Source organism: Vibrio sp. 10N.286.55.E10, from assembly GCF_002872555.1.
Taxonomy (GTDB): Bacteria; Pseudomonadota; Gammaproteobacteria; order Enterobacterales; family Vibrionaceae; genus Vibrio; species Vibrio crassostreae.
Genome location: NZ_MCSD01000006.1, coordinates 61,133 through 82,774, shown reverse-complemented (window position 1 = coordinate 82,774; position 21,642 = coordinate 61,133). Strand labels below are relative to the sequence as shown.

The following is a 21,642-nucleotide window of genomic DNA, read 5'->3' as shown; positions in this document are numbered from 1 at the left end:
TTTTATTATCCTTTTCTCTCAATAGAGCAGCAGCTACTACGCCATGTAGTTAGCAGGCATCTCGATACGAGCTACGCCAGATTCAACAGCCGCTTCCGCAACTGCTCGTGCTACGCGAGGAAGTAGACGTGGGTCCATTGGCTTAGGAATGATGTAGCCTTTACCAAATTCCAGTGCGGTCTCACCCGCCGCTGCTAGTACTTCAGCTGGAACTGCTTCTTTCGCCAGTTCACGAATCGCTTTAACCGCCGCTAGCTTCATTTCGTCATTGATTTCGCTTGCACGCACATCTAATGCACCACGGAAAATGAATGGGAAACAAAGTACGTTGTTTACTTGGTTAGGGTAATCACTACGGCCTGTACCCATGATAAGGTCAGAACGAACTTCGTGTGCAAGCTCAGGTTTGATCTCTGGATCTGGGTTTGAACATGCAAACACAACTGGCTTATCAGCCATCAACGTTAGTGCTTCAGCAGGCAGTAGGTTAGGACCCGATACACCTAAGAACAGGTCAGCGCCTTCGATAACATCTTCAAGTGTGCGCTTATCCGTGTTGTTTGCGAATAGCTCTTTGTATTCGTTCAGATCATCACGACGAGTGTGAATCACGCCTTTACGGTCAAGCATGTAAATCTTCTCACGCTGAGCGCCACACTTAATCAGTAGTTCCATACATGCAACCGCTGCTGCGCCAGCACCTAAACAAACGATCTTACACTCTTCAAGTTTCTTACCTTGAAGTTCGATCGCGTTCAGCATACCCGCTGCCGTTACAATCGCAGTACCGTGTTGGTCATCGTGGAATACCGGTACATCACAACGCTCAATCAGGCGACGTTCAATCTCAAAACAGTCTGGTGCTTTGATGTCTTCCAGGTTAATACCGCCGAATGTATCTGCGATATTCGCAACCGTATCAACGAACTCATCGATTGTGCGGTGTTTTACTTCAATATCGATAGAATCTAAACCAGCAAAACGCTTAAACAGTAGCGCTTTACCTTCCATAACAGGTTTAGAAGCAATAGGGCCAAGGTTACCTAGGCCAAGAATCGCTGTACCGTTAGAGATAACTGCAACCATGTTGCCTTTACCTGTGTACTTATAAACGTTATCAACGTTCTGTGCGATCTCGCGAACAGGCTCAGCCACGCCTGGGCTGTATGCAAGTGCTAGGTCTTCTGCAGAGTTTGCAGGCTTCGTCAGTTCTACGGCAATTTTGCCTGGAATTGGGAACTCATGGTAATCAAGAGCTTGCTGACGGAATTGTTCTTGAGGCGATAACGCTTGAGAGGATTGATCTTGGCGGCTGTCTTCAGACATAGGTGTAGGTTCCTAGGATATTATTATTTGGGGGATCTTGTTCATGTTAATAGATGTACTTCAAAGTTCCTAGGTGGTTAAAGCCTCTGTCTCATTAAAAAACGAGATTTCACTACTAATAAGACCAGTGAGCAGTTGAAATTACTATCGCTTGTTGAACTTTCGAGCGGATTTCGAGAATGGAGTGTGGGGTGTAAGTTATGAAACAAAACTCAAGCGGGTTGCCTATCGTTTTCGAGAAGTTGATGGCTGAATAAGATTCAGCGTTTTCTTAAATTTCAGGCAACAAAAAAGGACACCGAAGTGTCCTTTTTATGTCTAAATAGCGAGAATTACTTCTTGCTAGAAAGAGCACCGAAACGCTTGTTGAAGCGATCAACACGGCCGCCAGTATCTACGATACGTTGCTTACCAGTGTAGAATGGGTGACATTTGTCACATACGTCTAGGTGGATAGATTCTTTTGCAAGCGTTGAGTTGAACTCAAATGTGTTGCCGCAAGAACAAGTTGCAGAAACTGCTTTGTATTCTGGGTGGATACCAGTTTTCATGGGATAACCTCAAGTAGGCCGTGTCGCTATACGATTCTAAGCCGCACACCACACGTAGTTAAAAAATAAAATAAAGACACCGCTGCATCACTAAACTGCGATAAAGCCATACCTTTAAGGCGCAGTATAGTAATGAATCTATAAGGCAGGATCAACTGATTTGATACATTTTTCACCAATAGCCTCTTTATTTCCTTTGTCGGCCTGAGATTTCGGGCTCTCGTTATATTCCTGCGTTAACTCGATACTCTCATCCAAACTGCTCCTCGAATTTAACGCCCTTATCCATTAGACTGTTCGCTCTCGTCAACTCAGATAAAGCTGTCCCTTTATGCGTCCAATGATTGCCCGCGTGGCACTGCCTGTTCCACTAGACAAGCAGTTCGATTACAAGATTCCTAACCACCTATTCCCGATTATTGGTGGACGAGTCTCTGTGCCTTTTGGACGACAAACCTTAACAGGTATTGTTACAGCTCTGGTTAACGAATCTGAATTCGAGCTAGACAAGCTCAAGCCCATTAAAGCCTTATTAGACAACCAACCCGTTTGGCCAGAATCGGTCTACTCACTCTTGGTATGGTGCAGCCAGTTCTATCAGTATCCACTGGGTGAAACCTTGGCTAATGCTCTTCCAAGCGCTTTACGAAAAGGCAAAGCTGCCGACTTCGCAACGCTTGTCGAGTGGCAATTGACCCCGTCAGGCAGAGATCAACTGATGCAAGGCTTTGGTCGTGCGGTTAAGCAAGCCAAAGTGATGCATATGCTTGAGCACGGCCCTGTTCCTCATCAAGAATTCATTGATGATGAAGTCGGGAGCGCGGTGCTTAAGACGTTGGAAGAGAAAGGTTGGATTGAGTCGGTAGAGAAAAAGCCAAAGCGCCAACCGTGGCCAGTTGAGCTTGAAAACGAACAAGACAAGCCGAAGCTCAATGCTGAACAAGCGATCGCGATTGCGACAGTAAATAGCCAAACCGATTTTAGTTGCTTCTTGCTAGAGGGGGTTACCGGCTCAGGTAAGACCGAAGTCTACCTGAATATGATCAAGCCGATTCTCGACCAAGGTAAACAAGCGTTAGTCTTGGTACCGGAAATAGGCCTCACTCCACAAACGATTAATCGCTTTAAGCGTCGTTTTAATGTGCCTGTTGAGGTGATTCACTCTGGATTAAACGATTCTGAACGACTGAATGCTTGGTTATCAGCGCGAGACAAAATAGCGGGCATTGTGATTGGTACGCGCTCGGCTCTGTTCACTCCCTTCGCTGATCTGGGAATTATCATTGTCGATGAAGAGCACGACGCCTCTTATAAGCAGCAAGATAGCCTACGCTACCACGCTCGTGATGTAGCCATCATGCGTGCTCATAAAGCGCAGATTCCGGTTGTGTTAGGCTCGGCGACTCCGGCTTTTGAAACACTGCACAACGCTCAGATCGGTAAATACAGTTACCTCACCCTGACCTCACGTGCGGGTGTCGCGCTGCCGACCACCAATAAAGTGTTGGATGTAAAGGGTGAATATCTAGAAAGTGGCTTGTCTGCTTCTTTGATTGCTGAAATGCAAAGACACCTCAAAGCAGGCAACCAAGTGATGTTGTTTCTCAACCGCCGTGGGTTCTCTCCAGCACTGATGTGTCACGATTGTGGTTGGACAGCCGAGTGTAAACGTTGTGATGCTTACTATACCTATCACCAATACAGTAATGAGATGCGCTGCCACCACTGTGGTTCTCAGCAGCATATCGTGCACAATTGCCAAGGTTGTGGGTCTGCGAACTTAGTGACAGTGGGTGTCGGTACCGAGCAGTTAGAGGCTCAGCTTGGCCAACTATTCCCTGAATACAAAACCATTCGTATTGACCGCGACAGCACCCGCCGTAAAGGCAGCTTAGAAAGCGCACTCGAGTCGATTCGTAAGGGTGAATTCCAAATTCTTATCGGCACTCAGATGCTTGCTAAGGGTCATCATTTCCCTGATGTGACACTTGTGGCGTTATTGGATGTCGATGGCTCTTTATACAGCAGTGACTTCCGAGCGTCTGAACGTCTTGCCCAGCTATTCATCCAAGTAGCGGGACGCGCAGGACGAGCAAGCAAACCCGGTGAGGTGATCTTACAGACTCACCACCCAGAACATGGGTTGCTGCAAGCTTTGCTGCATAAGGACTACAACCACTTTGCTCAGACGGCGCTGGCAGAACGTAAGCAGGCAATGTTACCGCCTTATACCTTTATGACTCTGTTTAGAGCAGAAGCCAATGACACTCGCTTGGTGGAAGAGTTCTTGCGTCAGGTTCGTCACACATTGGAATCGCACCCGCTGTTTGATCAATATTGCATGGTGCTAGGACCAACCCCAGCCCCATTAGCAAAACGAGCAGGCAAATCGCGCTGGCAGTTAATCTTACAGACTCAAACTCGCTCGTTAATGCAGAAGCTATTAATGAGCGCTAAGCCGGCAATTAATATGTTACCCGCCGCGAAAAAAGTTCGTTGGTCACTCGACATAGAGCCGCAAGATCTGAGCTAAACCCCTTCGGGTTAAAACTAATGATAAGTTTGTTCACAAATATTTCATATTTCTCGTGAGCAAGTTCACACGAGTCATGTGATTTTTGTTAATCTAGCCGTAACTTTACACGGATTAAACGAATAAAATATTGCAATAAAAAAAGTGTTAGCAACACTTTCATAATATCTATTCGATTACATTTATTATTCACGCCTTAGATACTTAGGCGACAAAGGAACTTAAAAGAGGGTTTAATTTATGGCGACAATGAAGGATGTTGCCCAGCTAGCAGGCGTCTCAACAGCCACGGTATCACGTGCATTGATGAACCCTGAGAAAGTCTCAGTTTCGACTCGTAAACGAGTGGAAACAGCAGTACTTGAAGCTGGATACTCACCCAATACATTAGCTAGAAACTTACGTCGCAACGAATCAAAAACCATCATCACTATCGTTCCTGATATCTGTGACCCTTATTTCGCCGAGATCATTCGTGGTATCGAAGATGCCGCAGTAGAAAATGACTACCTTGTCTTACTGGGTGATAGCGGCCAACAAAAGAAGCGTGAGTCTTCATTTGTTAACTTAGTTTTCACCAAACAAGCTGACGGTATGCTATTGCTTGGCACTGACCATCCATTTGATGTCAGTAAATCTGAACAAAAGAATTTACCACCAATGGTGATGGCGTGTGAGTTTGCCCCTGAGCTTGAACTGCCTACCGTACACATCGATAACCTGACCTCTGCATTTGAAGCGGTGAACTACTTAGCTCAGTTAGGTCATAAGCGTATCGCTCAAATATCAGGGCCAGTATCGGCAACGCTGTGTAAGTTCCGCCAACAAGGCTATCAACAAGCGCTGCGTCGCGCTGGAGTATCAATGAACCCTGCCTATAGCACCGTCGGCGACTTTACTTTTGAAGCCGGTGCTCAAGCGGTTCGTCAATTGTTGGCACTTCCTGAACAGCCTACAGCTATCTTCTGTCATAACGACGCGATGGCCATTGGCGCGATTCAAGAAGCGAAGAAGCTGGGCTTACGCGTTCCTCAAGACCTATCGATTGTCGGCTTTGATGACATCCAATTCGCTCAATACTGCGATCCTCCGCTAACCACCATTTCTCAACCTCGTTATGAGATTGGACGCCAAGCGATGTTGATGATGCTTGATCTACTGAAAGGCAACGATGTGCAAGCAGGTTCGCGTCTACTTGAAGCTAAATTAGTGGTTCGAGGCAGTACAGCACCACCTCGTATGTAACCTTCAAAAATACCCTTACAAATCTGCGGCACATTTTGATGTGCCGCTTCCATTTCTGTACTATTATCCTCGCGCAATCTGGATTACCATGAGGGCAGAATCAGCAACTATTGAAATGTCTTGTGGCTAATAGAGATTATGTAAAGCGCGGTCGTGGTACGAAAAAGCCGACCAAAAAACAAGCTCCTCGCCGTAAACCTTGGCGCAGTGGTCTTTTGGCGATCCTCCTTGCCGGTGGTTTTGGTTACGGACTTTACCTATTGAGTAATGATCCTGAGCCGCCAGCACCTGCTCCTGTGGTAACCAAACCAAAACCTAAGCCAAAACCAGCGAAAGTGATTCCGCCGCCTCCTGAAGAGAAATGGGACTACGTTGAAACGCTGCCAAGCCGCGAAATCGAAGTGAAAGCCAAAGAGCAAGAGATCTCGAAGATCCCTTACATCATGCAGTGTGGCGCTTACAAAACCTCGTCGCAGGCAGAAGCTCGTAAGTTGGATATAGCCTTCCAAGGTATCTCGAGTGAGATCCGCAAGAAAGATGGCAGTAGCTGGTACCGTGTGGTTCTAGGTCCATACAAGTTGAAGCGTGACGCAGAGCGAGATCGCCATAAGCTGCAACGAGCGAAAATCGAACCTTGTGCTATTTGGAAAGACACCGAGTAATTTAGATTCAGCGGCAGTCTCGGTCTTAGTAAAAGCCGAAAACCAAACACCGAAAGCCTCCCACTGTGGAGGTTTTCTTTTATCCCCTCCCCTTTAACCAAATTTCCTTACAACTTCCGCCGATAAGTTTGCACGACATCACTCACCCTTCCTTGAATTATCCGAGCGCCATCCTCATATACTTTTTATACCCAAAGATAAGAAATATTAAGAGGCCCTACTCGTGACTACCATTGTATCTGTACGTCGTAATAATAAAGTCGTCATCGCGGGTGATGGACAAGTATCTCTAGGCAACACTGTAATGAAGGGCAATGCCCGTAAAGTACGTCGCCTATACAACAACAAAGTACTGGCAGGTTTTGCTGGCGGTACCGCTGATGCTTTCACGCTATTCGAAAAATTTGAAAGCAAGCTGCAAATGCACCAAGGTCACCTAACCAAAGCTGCCGTTGAGCTGGCGAAGGATTGGCGTAGCGACCGTGCTCTACGTAAGTTAGAAGCACTGTTAGCAGTAGCGGATGAGACCGCTTCACTGATCATCACAGGTAACGGTGACGTCGTTCAACCTGAGAACGACCTGATTGCGATCGGTTCGGGCGGTAACTTCGCTCAAGCAGCAGCTACTGCACTATTAGAAAATACTGATTTAGATGCGCGTGAAATCGCAGAAAAGTCGCTGAACATTGCGGGCGACATCTGTGTCTTCACCAACCATCACCACACTATTGAAGAACTAGAAAGCACCGTTGAGCTGCCAAAGCCAGAGTAACGACCGCTTCCATCAATAACGTTGTATTCAACAGTGATTAAAGAATTAAGGAAAAACCATGTCTGAGATGACTCCTCGCGAAATTGTTCACGAACTCAATCGCCACATTATCGGCCAAGACAACGCTAAGCGTTCAGTAGCTATCGCTCTGCGTAACCGCTGGCGTCGTATGCAGCTTGAAGAAAGCCTGCGTGTTGAAGTATCACCAAAGAACATCCTAATGATTGGCCCAACAGGTGTCGGTAAAACTGAAATTGCTCGCCGCCTAGCGAAATTAGCAAACGCGCCTTTCATCAAGGTAGAAGCGACTAAGTTCACCGAAGTTGGCTACGTTGGTAAAGAAGTTGAGACCATCATCCGTGATCTAACGGACGTTGCAATCAAGATGACACACCAACAAGCGATGGAGAAAGTACAGTACCGCGCTGAAGAACAAGCTGAAGAACGCATTCTTGATGCCCTTCTACCACCAGCACGTGATGCTTGGGGTCAGAACGAGCAATCAACAGAAGACACCACCTCTTCAAACACTCGCCAGATTTTCCGCAAGAAACTGCGTGAAGGTAAGCTAGACGACAAAGAGATCGAAGTTGATGTAGCCGCGCCGCAAATGGGTGTTGAAATCATGTCACCTCCAGGCATGGAAGAGATGACAAACCAGCTGCAAGGCATGTTCCAAAACCTAGCAGGCGACACCAAGAAAAAGCGTAAGATGAAAATCAAAGACGCATTCAAAGCACTGACGGAAGAAGAAGCTTCAAAGCTTGTGAACCAAGAAGAGCTAAAAGAGAACGCGATCTTCAACGCTGAAAACAACGGCATCGTATTCATCGATGAGATCGACAAAATCTGTAAGCGTGGCGACAGCTCAGGCCCAGACGTATCTCGCGAAGGTGTTCAGCGTGACCTACTGCCTCTTATCGAAGGCAGCACAGTATCAACCAAGCACGGCATGGTTAAAACTGACCACATCTTGTTTATCACATCAGGCGCATTCCAAGTGGCTAAGCCATCTGACCTGATCCCTGAACTACAAGGTCGTCTACCAATCCGCGTAGAACTTGAAGCACTATCAGCACATGACTTCAAACGCATCCTGACTGAACCAAAAGCATCTCTAACAGAGCAATACATTGCCCTAATGAAAACAGAAGATGTGAGCATTGAGTTCACTGAAGATGGCATCAACCAGATTGCGGACGCAGCATGGCGCGTAAACGAAACCACTGAGAACATCGGTGCGCGTCGTCTACACACGGTAATGGAGCGTCTAATGGATGAGATTTCATTCGAAGCAACAGACAAAGCTGGCAGCAAGCTTGTTATTGATGAAGCTTACGTAACGTCGAAACTTGGTGAGTTCGTAGAGGACGAAGACTTAAGTCGCTTCATCCTGTAGCACACCAAACTCCAACTTATTGCTCTATCTCAAAGAAATAGCAGCTAATAAGCGAATTCAAGGCCCACTTTCGAGTGGGCTTTTTATTACCCGAAAAATGGGCGTATACTCAAATCACAGTTTGAAACGAAGACTTACAAAGAAATAGACCTACGATGAAACAATCTCTACTGATTTGGCTTGATGCCGCACGACCAAAAACTCTGCCTCTTGCACTCGTCTCTATTCTTACAGGAAGTAGTTTAGCGTTCGCCGGCGGTCAGTTTTCTTTATCGATAGCACTACTGGCTTTTCTAACCGCCACCCTATTACAGATACTGTCGAACCTAGCCAATGACTATGGCGACGCAGTTAAGGGCACAGACAACGAAAATCGCCTGGGACCAACACGCGCCATGCAATCTGGCGCGGTAACAGCGAAAACCATGAAGCAAGCGATCATTCTCAACATCGTGTTTACCATGGTCGCTGGGCTGATTCTTATTTTTCACGCCTTAACCTCGATTGAAAGTATCTTATCTTTCATTGCATTAGGCGTATTAGCCATTGTTGCAGCCATCGCTTACACCGTCGGTAATAAACCTTATGGCTATATCGGCCTTGGCGACTTATCGGTGTTTATCTTCTTCGGTTTGTTAGGTGTATCGGGGACTTACTTCTTGCACACTGGCCATGTTGAACCAAGCCTGTTTCTCCCCGCACTGGGCTGCGGACTGATGGCGGTTGCGGTACTCAATATCAACAACATGCGTGATATCGAAAACGACAGCGAATGTGGTAAACGTACCATGGCAGTTCGCCTAGGACAGCGCAAAGCTAAGCACTATCATTTCGCCTTGCTTGGTCTCGCCCTTGCGTCTTTCGCTATTTACCTACTGATTCAAGAAAAGCCAGCCTGGATCAGCCTGCCGTTTTTACTGAGTATTATTATTGTTTATAAACATGGCAAAGCTGTTTGGGAAACCGAAAAACCCGCGCAGATTGCACCAATGATGCCAGTGATTGTGAAATGCTCACTGGTCACTAACCTATTGTTTGCAGGGGTTGTCGTAGCTCAAACTCTATTGAGTTAAATGAGACTAATCATTGCAAAGGGATCAAGCACCGATATACTCAAAGTAAGCTCATTGTTCAAAAGGTATACGAATGGAATACAACACTTCAGCACTGTGCGACATATATTTGGATCAAGTTGATGTCGTGGAACCAATGTTCAGCAACTTCGGTGGACGTGCATCCTTCGCAGGACAGATCACGACATTAAAGTGTTTTGAAGACAACGCTTTGATTCGCTCTGTACTAGAGCAAGATGGTCTGGGGCGTGTGTTGTTAATCGACGGTGGTGGCTCGCTGCGTAAAGCGCTGATTGATGCTGAGATTGCCCTACTTGCCGAAGACAATGAGTGGGAAGGTATTGTGGTTTACGGCTGTGTTCGTGAAGTCGATGAGCTTGAAGACATGAACTTAGGCATCCAAGCCTTGGCTTCTATTCCCGTTGGTGCGAGCCAAGAGGGTGTCGGTGAGTTAGACGTTCCAGTGAACTTTGGTAGCGTGACCTTCTTACCAGAAGATTACCTCTACGCCGACAACACCGGTATCATTCTTTCAGCCGAACCTCTAGATGTAGAACTCGATCTGGATGTTGAGCAAGAAGAGGTCGAGTAACTCACTCGGCTTTGAATACTAAAACAAAGCATAAGAATACGAAGTATTAGAACGCAAACAAAAACGCCCGCTACTGAGTAGCGGGCGTTTTTTTAAATCTGAAGAGTCGATTACTCTACTTCATCCATTTTACCAAGAAGGTTACGGATGCGATCTTGCCATGCTGAATGCTCTTCCTGCATTTGCTGAGTTTTTTGCTCTAGTTCGTGACGGCTTGCTTTAAGCTCACCAGCTTCTGTTGCTAGTGCTTGTTTCTCTTCTTTAAGCTCTTCCACTTCCATTTGAAGAAGTGCAATTGTATCTACTGCTGTTTGAATTTTTGCTTCTAGCTGCTCTAGTACTTCAAAAGACATTCTGGCCTACCTTTAAGTTATCCGTTTGATGGTGAAGGTTCACTCCACTTATTTCCCCATTCTACTCAGCAGAGCAAGGATAAACACTCAATATATTCGATATTTTGCGCCATTCGATGAAAAAAACAGCGCTTTTTACCGAATATTGACGTGAACGATTAGCGCCACAACGGCAAACCGATTATTTTGATGAATAATAACTGTTTTCCACTGCGAATTGATCGAGAGCAATCTCCAAAAAACAAAAAGGCAAACGTTTCCTTTTGGATATGGTAAAATTCGCCGCGAAATTTCTATTCCCCCTTTGAAAATTTTGGAGTCCGCATGAAACGCGATTTAGCAATGTCATTCTCTCGTGTCACAGAAGGTGCAGCACTAGCTGGTTACAAGTGGCTTGGCCGTGGCGATAAAAACGCTGCAGATGGCGCTGCTGTAGAAGTAATGCGTAGCCTATTAAACAAAACTGAAATTAGCGGTGAGATCGTTATCGGCGAAGGTGAAATCGATGATGCACCTATGCTGTACATCGGCGAAAACGTAGGTGTGGGCGGCGATGCTGTCGACATCGCAGTTGACCCAATTGAAGGGACACGCATGACAGCAATGGGCCAATCAAATGCATTGGCTGTATTGGCTGCAGGCGAAAAAGGCAGCTTCCTTAAAGCACCTGATATGTACATGGAGAAGTTGGTTGTAGGCCCAGGTGCTAAAGGTGTGATTGACCTAGAACTACCATTAACAGAAAACCTAGAAAACATCGCTAAAGCGTTAGGTAAAACACTCGATACTCTAGTCGTAACCACACTGGCTAAGCCTCGTCATGATCAAGTCATCGCCGACATGCAAGCTATGGGCGTTCGTGTATTCGCTGTGCCAGACGGTGATGTTGCGGCTTCTATCTTAACGTGTATGCCAGACAGCGAAGTGGACGTCATGTACTGCATCGGCGGCGCACCTGAAGGTGTGGTTTCTGCCGCGGTAATTCGCGCACTTGATGGTGATATGCACGGTCGTCTACTGCCTCGCCACGAAGTGAAAGGCGACACAGCAGAGAACCGTAAACACGGTGAACTTGAGCTTGAGCGTTGTGCTGAAATGGGCGTAACAGCGGGTATCGTGTTGAAGATGGAAGACATGGCTCGCAGCGACAACGTTGTATTCTCAGCAACGGGCATCACTAAGGGTGATTTGCTAGAAGGCATTACTCGTCAGGGTAATATCGCAACAACAGAAACTCTGCTTATCCGTGGCCGCTGCCGTACGATTCGCCGTATCAAATCTATCCACTACCTAGAGCGTAAAGATCCAGAAGTAGTAGGTCATATCCTGTAAGCCTAAACTCGGTGAAACAGAATATTCGAAGGCTGATACCAAGTATCAGCCTTTTGTTTTTATTGGCGCACCAGAATCTCACCATGGCTGCCGATAGAGTAAAACGCGAGCTATAGAGTAAATCATCATCAATATAGTAAATGGTTTGCTTTATAAACACCTTGCCTCATAATAGTAAGGTTCATGAGGTAGGGATAGTATGAAAACAAGCGACAAAATCTTACAGACCATTAAGCGTCAAGGCGCGGTAACCGCGAAACAACTGTCAGAAGAATTTGGCATGACGACAATGGGTGCAAGGCAACATCTGCAAAGCCTGGAAGATGACGGTATTCTTGCGTTTCATGATGTGAAAGTGAAAGTGGGTCGCCCGACTCGCCACTGGTCACTGACTCAACAAGGCCACAGCCAATTTACAGACCGACATGGTGAACTCACTATTCAAGTGATTGATGCTGTGGAGAATCTATTTGGTAAAGAAGGGCTGGCTAAGGTTGCGGCCGAGCGTGAACAACACACACTCAAGCAGTATCAAACTGCGCTGTCTGACTGTGATTCACTCATCAGCAAGCTTAAAAAACTCACTCAGCTTCGTGAAGACGAAGGCTACATGGCAGAGCTTCAAGAGCATGACGATCACTACATCTTGATTGAGAACCACTGCCCTATCTGCAAGGCTGCAACTCGCTGCCCTAGCCTGTGCCAATCTGAGCTCAATGTGTTTACTGAGTTACTAAAAGGTGAGTGTCACGTGAGCCGTACAGAGCACATAATTGCTGGCGAGAGACGCTGTACTTACACATTAACACCCGCACTTTGATCGTAACGGTAAACGGTTGATACTGTCTCAATATTGAGAAAACACAAATAGATTAAAATTTGTACAGATTTCTTTCTTAAGCTTATAGCATATGAAACACGCTTAATGCTAAGGAAGGAATGATGGCGCATCCTCAACCCGCTCAAAAACTGCCACCCTTTGACGAACTTGTCCAACTCGCGAAAAGCGATCCTAAAGCATTCAACCAATTCAAACACGAGATGTGCGAACAGATGATTTGTTCGGCTTCAGAGACCATGCAAGGTAGGCTTCGCGCTCAACAAAGTCACATCGACTTAGTGGTTAGTCGCTGTAAAAACCCACATCATGCCAATGTCGTGCTCATGCAAGAGTTGCGCTGTCAGGTCTGTAAGTTCCAAGATGCACTCGAAGGGCGCAGCGGCTTTAAAGAATCTCTGCCTGAAAATGTCGTGCCTTTTAAGCCGAATACCGAACCTAAAATGTACTGAAAGTAGCAAGGCATTAAAAAGAAAAAAGGGAGCCTAATGCTCCCTTCTTATCTATCAATATTTACATGGGTCTTCGCCGTAGTCATTACGGCCTTCAGTGCCCTTCAACAAGCCACACTCAATCAGAATCCATAAGCCACACACTAATGCCGCGACGGTTGCCGCCATATGAATTGGCGATACCGGCTCTGTCGTAGTCGCAGCCATTGGCGAAGCTAAACGACCCAGTACTAGCGGCACATTTAGCAATAGCCAGTAATTCGACTTATTGCGGTCGTGCCAGCGCTTAGCGGTGACCGCAAGATCTGGGATCACAAGCATCAATAGGAAGATTGGTAGCAGGATATACGAATAAGCAGGGAACAACACAGAGATACCAGAAGCAAAACCAGTAATCGCTATGTAGTAGAAAATATTCCAAATCCAGTAAGTCTTACGACCAATTCTCCCCTTGAAAGAGAGCAGTAAATCTTTCATCGACATCTTAAATACTCAAATTTATACGCCGCTAAAAGTCAGCAGCAATGGTTAGTTTATTACTTTTTGAAAGCAACTTTTATCCATATCACGAATGTTCACCGTTAAGCTTCTTACATGACTCGCTTGCTCTTGCAGGATCTGCATTAACGATCGTGACAATTCTCGCTTTTGCTCTTCCGTTCGTCCCGAAAGTAACTCAAAGCTGATATGAATAAAGTCTACACTATCTTCCTCATCACCGACCAACCAATTGTGGCAACGCAGTGAACGAGACTTCACCGACGGCACATCAAACAAGCCGCATGTAAGTGCGACTTGGTGGAGGTCTTCCAGTAAGCCTTGGATATTTACTCGCTCATCCACTGAATTGGAGTACTCTAGAACTAGATTCGGCATTGTTACTTCCTGTTGTTAACGCAATCGTTTGTCCCTTAATAACAACTAACGATGAAAAATCCGAGAAGTTAGCTATTATTCTGTCTGCCGGATCACTGATATATGCTCAAAATCTACTCTGACCATTGAGTAAGATCCAAGAAAGTCATGACCACAGTCATGATCTGTTGATATTAATCTGTTATATTATTTCGTAATAAAGTTTACTTTTTTACATTCGATTTATTTAAATACTTTGGAGATATTCCTATGCGTCATCCTGTAGTTATGGGTAACTGGAAACTAAACGGCAGCAAAGAAATGGTTGTTGATCTACTAAACGGTCTTAACGCTGAACTTGAAGGCGTAACAGGCGTAGACGTAGCAGTTGCTCCACCAGCACTTTTCGTTGATCTTGCTGAGCGTACGCTTACTGAAGCTGGCAGCGCGATCATCCTAGGTGCTCAAAACTCTGACCTAAACAACAGCGGTGCATTCACTGGCGACATGTCTCCAGCAATGCTTAAAGAGTTCGGCGCATCTCACATCATCATCGGTCACTCTGAGCGTCGTGAATACCACAACGAATCAGATGAGTTCGTAGCTAAGAAATTCGCATTCCTAAAAGAGAACGGCCTAACTCCAGTTCTTTGTATCGGTGAATCTGAAGCACAAAACGAAGCAGGCGAAACTGTTGCAGTATGTGCTCGTCAACTTGACGCTGTTATCAACACTCAAGGTGTAGAAGCTCTTGAAGGCGCTATCATCGCTTACGAACCAATCTGGGCTATCGGTACTGGTAAAGCAGCTACAGCTGAAGATGCACAACGCATCCACGCTCAAATCCGTGCACACATCGCAGAGAAATCTGAAGAAGTTGCTAAGAAAGTTGTTATCCAATACGGCGGTTCTGTTAAGCCAGAAAACGCAGCAGCTTACTTCGCACAACCAGACATCGACGGTGCTCTAGTTGGCGGCGCAGCTCTAGACGCGAAAAGCTTCGCAGCTATCGCTAAAGCAGCAGCTGAAGCAAAAGCTTAATTTAAACCTCACCGTTTAGATTAGATGAAAGGTCAACTTAGGTTGGCCTTTTTTGTTGCCTGTCATTCCAGAAACCTCAAACGGCAGGCACAAAAAAACCGCTGAATAATCAGCGGTTTTTAAATTCTTCAAGCAAACGCTAAGCGTGGCTTAGAACAACTCTTCTGCAACGCGGAACAGTTCAGAACGGTCTGGGTTCTGCATGTTCTCGATACAGTCGATGATGTCGTGGTGAACAAGTTCTTCTTTCTCGATACCAACACAACGACCACCGTGACCTTCTTGAAGAAGGTGAACAGCGTAGTTACCCATGCGAGAAGCCAGTACACGGTCAAATGCAGTAGGACGACCACCACGTTGGATGTGACCAAGAACCGTTGCACGAGTTTCACGACCAGTTGAAGATTCGATCTCTTTAGCCAGTTCGTTCGCATCCATCATTAGCTCAGTTAGAGCGATGATTGCGTGCTTCTTACCTTTAGCAATACCATCTTGGATGTTGCTGATAAGCTGTTCTTTATCTAGGCCAGTCTCTGGAGTAATGATGTACTCACAACCACCCGCGATTGCTGACATAAGCGTAAGGTCACCACAGTGACGGCCCATGATTTCAACAATAGAAATACGCTGGTGAGAAGAAGACGTGTCACGTAGACGGTCAATTGAATCAATAACAGTATTAAGCGCTGTTAGGTAGCCGATTGTGTAGTCAGTACCCGCGATATCGTTATCGATTGTGCCTGGAAGACCGATACATGGGTAACCCATTTCAGTCAGTTTCTTAGCACCCATGTAAGAACCGTCACCACCGATAACAACAAGTGCTTCGATACCGTGCTTCTTAAGGTTCTCAATGCCTTTCTCACGAACAGCAACGTCTTTGAACTCAGGGAAACGTGCAGAACCTAAGAAAGTACCACCACGGTTGATCACGTCAGATACGCTTGAACGGTCAAGCTTTTCGATACGGTCTTCAACAAGGCCTTGGTAGCCGTCGTAAATGCCGTAAACTTCAATGCCAACTGATAACGCAGTACGAACAACGCCGCGAACTGCTGCGTTCATACCTGGAGCGTCACCACCACTGGTCAAAACACCGATCTTCTTAATCATGCTCACCCTCGATTTTTGGGAATCTATTATTCAATTCTTGTACTTGCTGATTGTATATCAACAAGATTTTAAATCTGTATTTGTGCTTTATGTTACATTTCCTCAAAGGGAATAGCACTTAAATCGCGTAAATTTATGTAACATTTCTACTTCTGTAAGAGTATTACAGTTTTACTCAGTAACTTTGTTGATTCACATCAGAATCAACATTAATTGTTACTAAGGTGGTTTTTGAATCACCAAAGAGTTAGTAATTTTTACTCACTTTAGTTCAAAAGCCACCCACTTACCATTTGCCAGCTAATTTTTAGCACGCATTACCACGAGTGGAATTTCTGCTGCTTCTCTGGTCCAAATACGACCGAATACGGGTCTTGGTGAATTAATACATCAGCATCAGGGAACACGGAGATAAGCTTAGCCTCTACTTCGTCTGAAATGCGATGCGCTTCAATAAGTGGGATATTATCTTCTAATTCTAGATGCAGTTGAATGAAGCGAATTGGCCCCGAACGACGCGTTCGTAATTGATGCACACCCAACACGCCTTCGATGCTCAACGATGTCTCTTTTATCTGCTTTAGCTCTTCATCCGGCAGCTTATGATCAAGCAGAGACTGAACCGCTTCCATCGCCATTTGATAAGCGCTGTACAGAATGTAGATACCGATACCCACCGCAAATACAGAATCCGCTTGGCCAAGCCCAAACCAACTCAATGCCAGTGCCAGCATAATCGCGGCGTTCATATAAAGGTCTGATTGATAATGCAATGAATCGGCTGCAATAGCTTGGCTACCCGTTTTGTTGACCACATGTTTTTGGAAGCGAACCAGACCAAAGGTCATCACTATCGCGAACAGGCTGACGTAGATACCAATTTCTGGAGAGTTCAGTTCATGAGGTCGGAAGAAGCGCTCAATACCATTGAGAATAAGGAAACATGCTGAGCCTGAAATAAACATCGCTTGCGCTAATGCAGCAAGGGATTCGGCCTTACCATGACCAAAGGTGTGCTCTTTGTCGGCAGGCTGCAGAGAGTAGCGAACCACGATAAGATTAACGACAGAGGCTGCGATATCAAGCATGGAGTCCACGACGGAAGCCAACAGACTCACAGAACCTGTCACCCACCACGCTGCAACTTTCACTATCAATAAAATAGTGGCTATGGTTGTGGCTGCCCAAGCGGCGAGCGTAACTAAACGTGCGTATTCTTGTTTCATAACTTGGCTATAAAGTGACTGATAGCACAAAGTATAACCTGCAAACAACCAATTGAATATGACAGCCATGATGTAAAACATTCATTTTTAAGGATCAAAAAAAGCGGCACACGGCCGCTTCTTTCTAAACACTTTCATTCAACGCTGATTTCTCAAGCAATGAATTACTTGTCTTTGTTCATGCGTTTTTCCATTTTGTCAGCACACTTAGTCATGCGCTCTTGTTGGATTTCTTTCAGTTGAGTCTTTTGCTCAGGTGTTAGTACGCTCATCATTTGATGTTGTTTCTTAAGCATTGCTACGTGACGCTCAGTTTGCTTCTCAACCATTTGGCTTGCTAGGTCGTTTGCAGCTGCTTCATCGAAGTTGTCAGCCAGTACCAATGCTTGAACTTTCTCTTGATGCGCTTTCATTTTCGTCATCTTGTCAGCTTTATTGCCTGAGTGTTTTGCTTTCATCTCAGCGCGGTTCGCTTCACGCATCTCTTTTAGTTCTGCTTTTTGAGCATCAGTCAGGTCTAGCTGACGCATCACTTTCTTATCGAAGCCGCCACATTTACCGTGCATGCCTTTGTGGTCGCCTTTATCACCACCACCGTAAGCATATGCGCTTGCTGTACCAAAAATAAGTGGAAGTGCCGCAGCTGCTAGTACAAGTTTCTTAGTCATTTTCATAATTGTTGCCTCAATTCGGTATAATAAGTCATGTGTTGCGTCTGTTTCTCAGCGCTTGAATATAGATTAGTCTTTCCCTCGTAAAGTGACGTTTAGAAAGCGTAAAGAATCGTAAAGAGTGAAAGTTGACGAATAATTAGCAGTATTATTAACCTGTAAATAGCAGATAACCGATTAAGGCTTCCCAATGGCGAACATTCTTCTTATTGATGACGACACCGAGTTAACCAGCTTACTCAAAGACATTCTGAGCTTTGAGGGCTTCACTGTTTCCGAAGCCAATGATGGCTATGCGGGACTTGAAGCTATCAATGATGAGATTGACCTGATTCTTTTGGATGTGATGATGCCGCGTCTTAATGGCATGGAGACACTAAAGAAACTGAGAGAAAATTGGGAAACGCCCGTGCTGATGCTGACCGCAAAAGGCGAAGAGATCGACCGTGTAATTGGCCTTGAACTTGGCGCAGACGATTATCTACCTAAGCCTTTCAGTGACAGAGAGTTGTTAGCGCGTATTCGTGCCATTTTGCGTCGGACTCAAACCACCACTGCACCTAAAGCGGTCAGTGACAAGGTTCAATATCAAGACATCGAAGTCTTCCCTGGTAAACAAGAAGCCTACTGCAATGGTCAGCTCATCGACCTCACCACAACCGAGTTCGCACTACTGAGTCACCTTATCCAAAATCCAGGGCAAGTGATCACCAAAGAAGCATTGAGCCTAGATGTGTTAGGTAAAAGGCTTGCGGCGTTTGACCGCGCAATTGATATGCACATCTCCAATCTGCGTAAAAAGATTCCTGAGCGCAGCGACGGCAAATCTCGCATCAAAACCTTACGAGGCCGTGGTTACTTATTGGTAGAGGAAGATTAATGCGTATCCCTAAAATCACCAGCTTATATGGACGTATCTTTGCTATCTTTTGGTTCACCATGTTACTGGTGCTTTTGTCGGTGCTGTCACTTCCCCATTTAGATCCACGTGTAGCACGTGATGTGCCCGCGGATCATCTCAATAAGTTAGAGCGTATCGCTAAATTCACAGAGAAACGCTACGCCAAAGAACCGAATCTGGGCAAAATTGTGTTCCAACTTGAGGCACCACGTAGCCGCAAGGATTCTCGCGCCCGCATCTACTTAACCGACCTTGAAGGAGCAGTCCTTACCTCTAAGAGACATTCAGACTACAAGTTGAAGGCAATTCGAAACTTTGTGACCTCAATTGAGAACCCTGAAGTGCCGAAGCAGAAGCTATACGGGCACTACATGGTGGCTGGGCCTGTGCCTATTACGCTTGCCGGTGAAGAGTTGCTGATGTACGCAGGAGTGAAATGGAATCAACCACCGCCATTCTTGTTACGCCTGTTTGATAAACCTCTGCAGCTTTTGCTTGCCGTGATGTTAGCCAGTACCCCGCTATTATTATGGTTAGCTTGGGCATTGAGCCAACCTGCTCGCAGGCTCGAACGCGCAGCTCAGCGCGTAGCGAAAGGTCAATTTGAAGTCGATCCAACACTTGAAAAAGGCACTTCAGAGTTTAGACAAGCAGGTGAAAGCTTTAACCAGATGGTAGAAGCGGTGAACCAAATGATTTCGGGGCAACAGCGACTGCTCTCTGATATTTCACACGAGCTCCGCTCCCCACTGACTCGTCTGCGTATGGCCAATGCTTTGGCAATTCGTAAACAAGGTGAGAGCCAAGAGTTAGAACGCATTGACACCGAAGCACAGCGTTTGGAACAGATGATCAGTGAGCTACTGACGCTATCTCGTATGCAGGTCGACAGTCACATTACTCGTGAGGTTCAGCCTATCTCGAGCCTATGGGAAGAGATCTTGAAAGACGCACAGTTTGAAGCCGAACAGATGGGTAAACAGCTGACGTTCTCGGAGATCCCCGAGCGTTCTATTTCGGGTAACCCTAAGCTGCTGATGAGTGCGCTAGACAATATTACGCGTAATGCCATCTACTACGGCAAAGACCAAGTCGATGTGCAGTTCCACGTGGTGCAAGATCAGCTAACAATTTGCGTCAACGATAATGGTGATGGTGTGCCTGATGATGAATTAGATTCTATTTTCAGACCTTTCTATCGCGTTTCTACTGCCCGTGATCGTAATACCGGTGGTACAGGGCTTGGATTAACCATTACTGAGAGTGCGATTCGCCAACACAGCGGAGCCATCACAGCAACCCGCAGCCAGTTAGGTGGGTTACAACTCGAAATCACCCTACCTATCTTACCGGTGTAATACCCCCACAAAGATCACAGTTGATAATGATTGCTATTATCATTATGGTAAATCCTCTAATTATGGAGGATTTACCATGTCGCACACTTTCCCTGATCTACCCTACGCTTACGATGCTCTAGAACCTTACATCGATGCTAAAACGATGGAAGTGCATTACAGCAAGCACCACAGAACCTACTACGATAAGTTTGTTGCGGCGGTGTCTGGCAGCGAACTAGAACAGCAATCTCTGACTGAGATCTTCGCTAACATCTCGCAGCACAGCCCTGCCGTTCGCAACAATGGTGGCGGCTACTACAACCACATCTTGTATTGGAACTGCATGTCTCAAGACGGCGGTGGTGAACCGACTGGCGAGCTTGGTGATGCTATCAAGAGCACATTCGGAGATTTCAAGACGTTCCAAGATCAGTTCGCTCAAGCAGCAATCAATACCTTCGGCTCAGGCTTTGCGTGGTTGGTGGTAGAACAAGGACAACTGAAAATCATCTCAACCTCAAACCAAGACAACCCGTGGATGGATACCATCGCCAGCAATGGTGAGCCAATTCTTGCGCTGGATGTTTGGGAACACGCTTACTACATCAGCTACCAAAACCGTCGCCCTGATTACATCAACGCATGGTGGAATGTGGTGAATTGGAATGCCGTATCTGAAAACTACGCACAAGCACTTACGAATAAAGCGTAAGCGAATGGTGGTGAACTGTACTCACTCAGCTTGCCACCGTATACTCGGGCTATCTTTGATTATTCTTGTGAACCAACATGTTTGATATCGCTCTATACGAACCAGAAATTGCGCCCAATACGGGTAACATCATCCGCCTATGTGCTAACTGCGGCGCAAACCTGCACCTGATTGAACCGCTTGGCTTTGATTTTGAAGAGAAGAAAGTTCGTCGTGCTGGCTTGGATTACCACGACCTTGCGCGAGTGAAGCGTCACAAGAACCTAGAAGCCTTCCTTGAGTATCTAGAAAATGAACGCGAAGGTGACTTCCGTATTTTTGCTTGCACAACGAAAACCACAGGTCACCACGTGGATGCAAAATTCCAACAAGGTGATGTGTTGATGTTTGGCCCAGAGACACGCGGCCTGCCTGCTGAGTTCATCGAAAGCATGCCAATGGAACAACGCATTCGCATTCCAATGATGCCAGACGCACGCAGCCTAAACCTGTCTAACGCGGTTGCGATTATTGCTTTTGAAGCGTGGCGACAAATGGGGTTTGAAGGCGCGGTATAACCGATCGCTTACTAGGGCGGTTATCTGCTACCAATGATCGCTAACACGCAATAAAAAAGGCTCTTACCATTATCACTTGCTTGCGAAGGATAAAGGTA

23 protein-coding genes are annotated in these 21,642 nt (G+C 46.0%); 15 read left to right on the top strand and 8 right to left on the bottom strand.

What is annotated here, in order from left to right:
* Positions 1-36: 36 nt before the first annotated feature.
* Positions 37-1,326, bottom strand: a complete 1,290-nt coding sequence (locus BCV39_RS05395; protein WP_102433314.1) for a malic enzyme-like NAD(P)-binding protein — start codon at positions 1,324-1,326, stop codon at positions 37-39.
* A gap of 332 nt (positions 1,327-1,658) precedes the next feature.
* Positions 1,659-1,877, bottom strand: coding sequence for a 50S ribosomal protein L31 (gene rpmE / locus BCV39_RS05390; RefSeq protein WP_004729688.1), 219 nt, complete (start codon positions 1,875-1,877; stop codon positions 1,659-1,661).
* A 331-nt stretch (positions 1,878-2,208) separates the two neighbouring features.
* Between rpmE and priA the strand changes: the two genes are divergently transcribed.
* From priA to rraA, 7 genes are all read left to right on the top strand, one after another.
* Positions 2,209-4,410 carry a primosomal protein N' gene (gene priA / locus BCV39_RS05385; protein ID WP_102433315.1) on the top strand — a complete coding sequence of 734 codons (2,202 nt, stop codon included), beginning with the start codon at positions 2,209-2,211 and terminating at the stop codon, positions 4,408-4,410.
* Between the two features lie 240 nt (positions 4,411-4,650).
* Positions 4,651-5,655, top strand: coding sequence for a DNA-binding transcriptional regulator CytR (gene cytR / locus BCV39_RS05380; RefSeq protein ID WP_048659182.1), 1,005 nt, complete (start codon positions 4,651-4,653; stop codon positions 5,653-5,655).
* Between the two features lie 122 nt (positions 5,656-5,777).
* Complete coding sequence (locus BCV39_RS05375; RefSeq protein ID WP_029405385.1) at positions 5,778-6,317, top strand: SPOR domain-containing protein; 540 nt, start codon at positions 5,778-5,780, stop codon at positions 6,315-6,317.
* Between the two features lie 223 nt (positions 6,318-6,540).
* Positions 6,541-7,089, top strand: a complete 549-nt coding sequence (hslV, locus tag BCV39_RS05370; RefSeq protein WP_004729692.1) for an ATP-dependent protease subunit HslV — start codon at positions 6,541-6,543, stop codon at positions 7,087-7,089.
* 58 nt (positions 7,090-7,147) lie between these two features.
* Positions 7,148-8,488 (top strand): HslU--HslV peptidase ATPase subunit, encoded by a 1,341-nt coding sequence (gene hslU / locus BCV39_RS05365; RefSeq protein ID WP_048605412.1) that lies wholly within the window; start codon positions 7,148-7,150, stop codon positions 8,486-8,488.
* A 155-nt stretch (positions 8,489-8,643) separates the two neighbouring features.
* Positions 8,644-9,561: a 1,4-dihydroxy-2-naphthoate polyprenyltransferase gene (locus BCV39_RS05360; RefSeq protein WP_048659183.1), complete on the top strand. Its 918-nt coding sequence runs from the start codon at positions 8,644-8,646 to the stop codon at positions 9,559-9,561.
* Between the two features lie 73 nt (positions 9,562-9,634).
* Positions 9,635-10,153 (top strand): ribonuclease E activity regulator RraA, encoded by a 519-nt coding sequence (rraA, locus tag BCV39_RS05355; protein WP_102433316.1) that lies wholly within the window; start codon positions 9,635-9,637, stop codon positions 10,151-10,153.
* A gap of 110 nt (positions 10,154-10,263) precedes the next feature.
* Here the strand turns inward: rraA and zapB are convergent, their stop codons facing one another.
* Positions 10,264-10,506, bottom strand: a complete 243-nt coding sequence (gene zapB / locus BCV39_RS05350; protein WP_008219652.1) for a cell division protein ZapB — start codon at positions 10,504-10,506, stop codon at positions 10,264-10,266.
* 324 nt (positions 10,507-10,830) lie between these two features.
* Between zapB and glpX the strand changes: the two genes are divergently transcribed.
* From glpX to BCV39_RS05335, 3 genes are all read left to right on the top strand, one after another.
* Positions 10,831-11,838: a class II fructose-bisphosphatase gene (glpX, locus tag BCV39_RS05345; protein WP_048659185.1), complete on the top strand. Its 1,008-nt coding sequence runs from the start codon at positions 10,831-10,833 to the stop codon at positions 11,836-11,838.
* Positions 11,839-12,037: 199 nt separating this feature from the next.
* Positions 12,038-12,658 (top strand): metalloregulator ArsR/SmtB family transcription factor, encoded by a 621-nt coding sequence (locus tag BCV39_RS05340; RefSeq protein WP_102433317.1) that lies wholly within the window; start codon positions 12,038-12,040, stop codon positions 12,656-12,658.
* Between the two features lie 122 nt (positions 12,659-12,780).
* Positions 12,781-13,128 (top strand): DUF3135 domain-containing protein, encoded by a 348-nt coding sequence (locus BCV39_RS05335; RefSeq protein ID WP_102433318.1) that lies wholly within the window; start codon positions 12,781-12,783, stop codon positions 13,126-13,128.
* 54 nt (positions 13,129-13,182) lie between these two features.
* Here BCV39_RS05335 and BCV39_RS05330 read toward each other — a convergent pair whose 3' ends face one another.
* Both BCV39_RS05330 and BCV39_RS05325 read right to left on the bottom strand, forming a co-directional pair.
* Complete coding sequence (locus tag BCV39_RS05330) at positions 13,183-13,611, bottom strand: DUF805 domain-containing protein (protein WP_048659188.1); 429 nt, start codon at positions 13,609-13,611, stop codon at positions 13,183-13,185.
* Between the two features lie 45 nt (positions 13,612-13,656).
* The gene (locus BCV39_RS05325; RefSeq protein WP_017061157.1) at positions 13,657-14,004 is read right to left on the bottom strand and encodes a 5-carboxymethyl-2-hydroxymuconate isomerase; all 348 of its coding nucleotides are present in this window, start codon (positions 14,002-14,004) and stop codon (positions 13,657-13,659) included.
* A 249-nt stretch (positions 14,005-14,253) separates the two neighbouring features.
* Between BCV39_RS05325 and tpiA the strand changes: the two genes are divergently transcribed.
* On the top strand, positions 14,254-15,024 hold the full coding sequence (tpiA, locus tag BCV39_RS05320) for a triose-phosphate isomerase (RefSeq protein WP_017061158.1): 771 nt from the start codon (positions 14,254-14,256) through the stop codon (positions 15,022-15,024).
* Positions 15,025-15,174: 150 nt separating this feature from the next.
* On the opposite strand, the gene pfkA is transcribed toward tpiA, so the two are convergent.
* The 3 genes from pfkA to BCV39_RS05305 all read right to left on the bottom strand — a co-directional run bounded on the left by pfkA (position 15,175) and on the right by BCV39_RS05305 (position 18,037).
* A complete protein-coding gene (gene pfkA, locus BCV39_RS05315) occupies positions 15,175-16,137 on the bottom strand; it encodes a 6-phosphofructokinase (protein ID WP_017061160.1) in 963 nt (320 codons plus the stop codon).
* 317 nt (positions 16,138-16,454) lie between these two features.
* Positions 16,455-17,363 carry a CDF family cation-efflux transporter FieF gene (fieF, locus tag BCV39_RS05310; protein WP_102433326.1) on the bottom strand — a complete coding sequence of 303 codons (909 nt, stop codon included), beginning with the start codon at positions 17,361-17,363 and terminating at the stop codon, positions 16,455-16,457.
* 164 nt (positions 17,364-17,527) lie between these two features.
* Positions 17,528-18,037, bottom strand: a complete 510-nt coding sequence (locus tag BCV39_RS05305) for a CpxP family protein (RefSeq protein ID WP_102433319.1) — start codon at positions 18,035-18,037, stop codon at positions 17,528-17,530.
* Positions 18,038-18,224: 187 nt separating this feature from the next.
* Here BCV39_RS05305 and BCV39_RS05300 point away from each other — a divergent pair, with 187 nt between their 5' ends.
* The 4 genes from BCV39_RS05300 to trmL all read left to right on the top strand — a co-directional run bounded on the left by BCV39_RS05300 (position 18,225) and on the right by trmL (position 21,544).
* The gene (locus BCV39_RS05300) at positions 18,225-18,914 is read left to right on the top strand and encodes a response regulator (RefSeq protein WP_048659190.1); all 690 of its coding nucleotides are present in this window, start codon (positions 18,225-18,227) and stop codon (positions 18,912-18,914) included.
* The gene (gene cpxA, locus BCV39_RS05295) at positions 18,914-20,293 is read left to right on the top strand and encodes an envelope stress sensor histidine kinase CpxA (protein WP_102433320.1); all 1,380 of its coding nucleotides are present in this window, start codon (positions 18,914-18,916) and stop codon (positions 20,291-20,293) included. The genes BCV39_RS05300 and cpxA overlap by 1 nt, the downstream gene beginning before the upstream one ends.
* 76 nt (positions 20,294-20,369) lie before the next feature.
* Positions 20,370-20,987 carry a superoxide dismutase gene (locus tag BCV39_RS05290; protein ID WP_102433321.1) on the top strand — a complete coding sequence of 206 codons (618 nt, stop codon included), beginning with the start codon at positions 20,370-20,372 and terminating at the stop codon, positions 20,985-20,987.
* 77 nt (positions 20,988-21,064) lie between these two features.
* Positions 21,065-21,544 (top strand): tRNA (uridine(34)/cytosine(34)/5-carboxymethylaminomethyluridine(34)-2'-O)-methyltransferase TrmL, encoded by a 480-nt coding sequence (trmL, locus tag BCV39_RS05285; RefSeq protein ID WP_009844716.1) that lies wholly within the window; start codon positions 21,065-21,067, stop codon positions 21,542-21,544.
* Positions 21,545-21,642 lie beyond the last annotated feature (98 nt).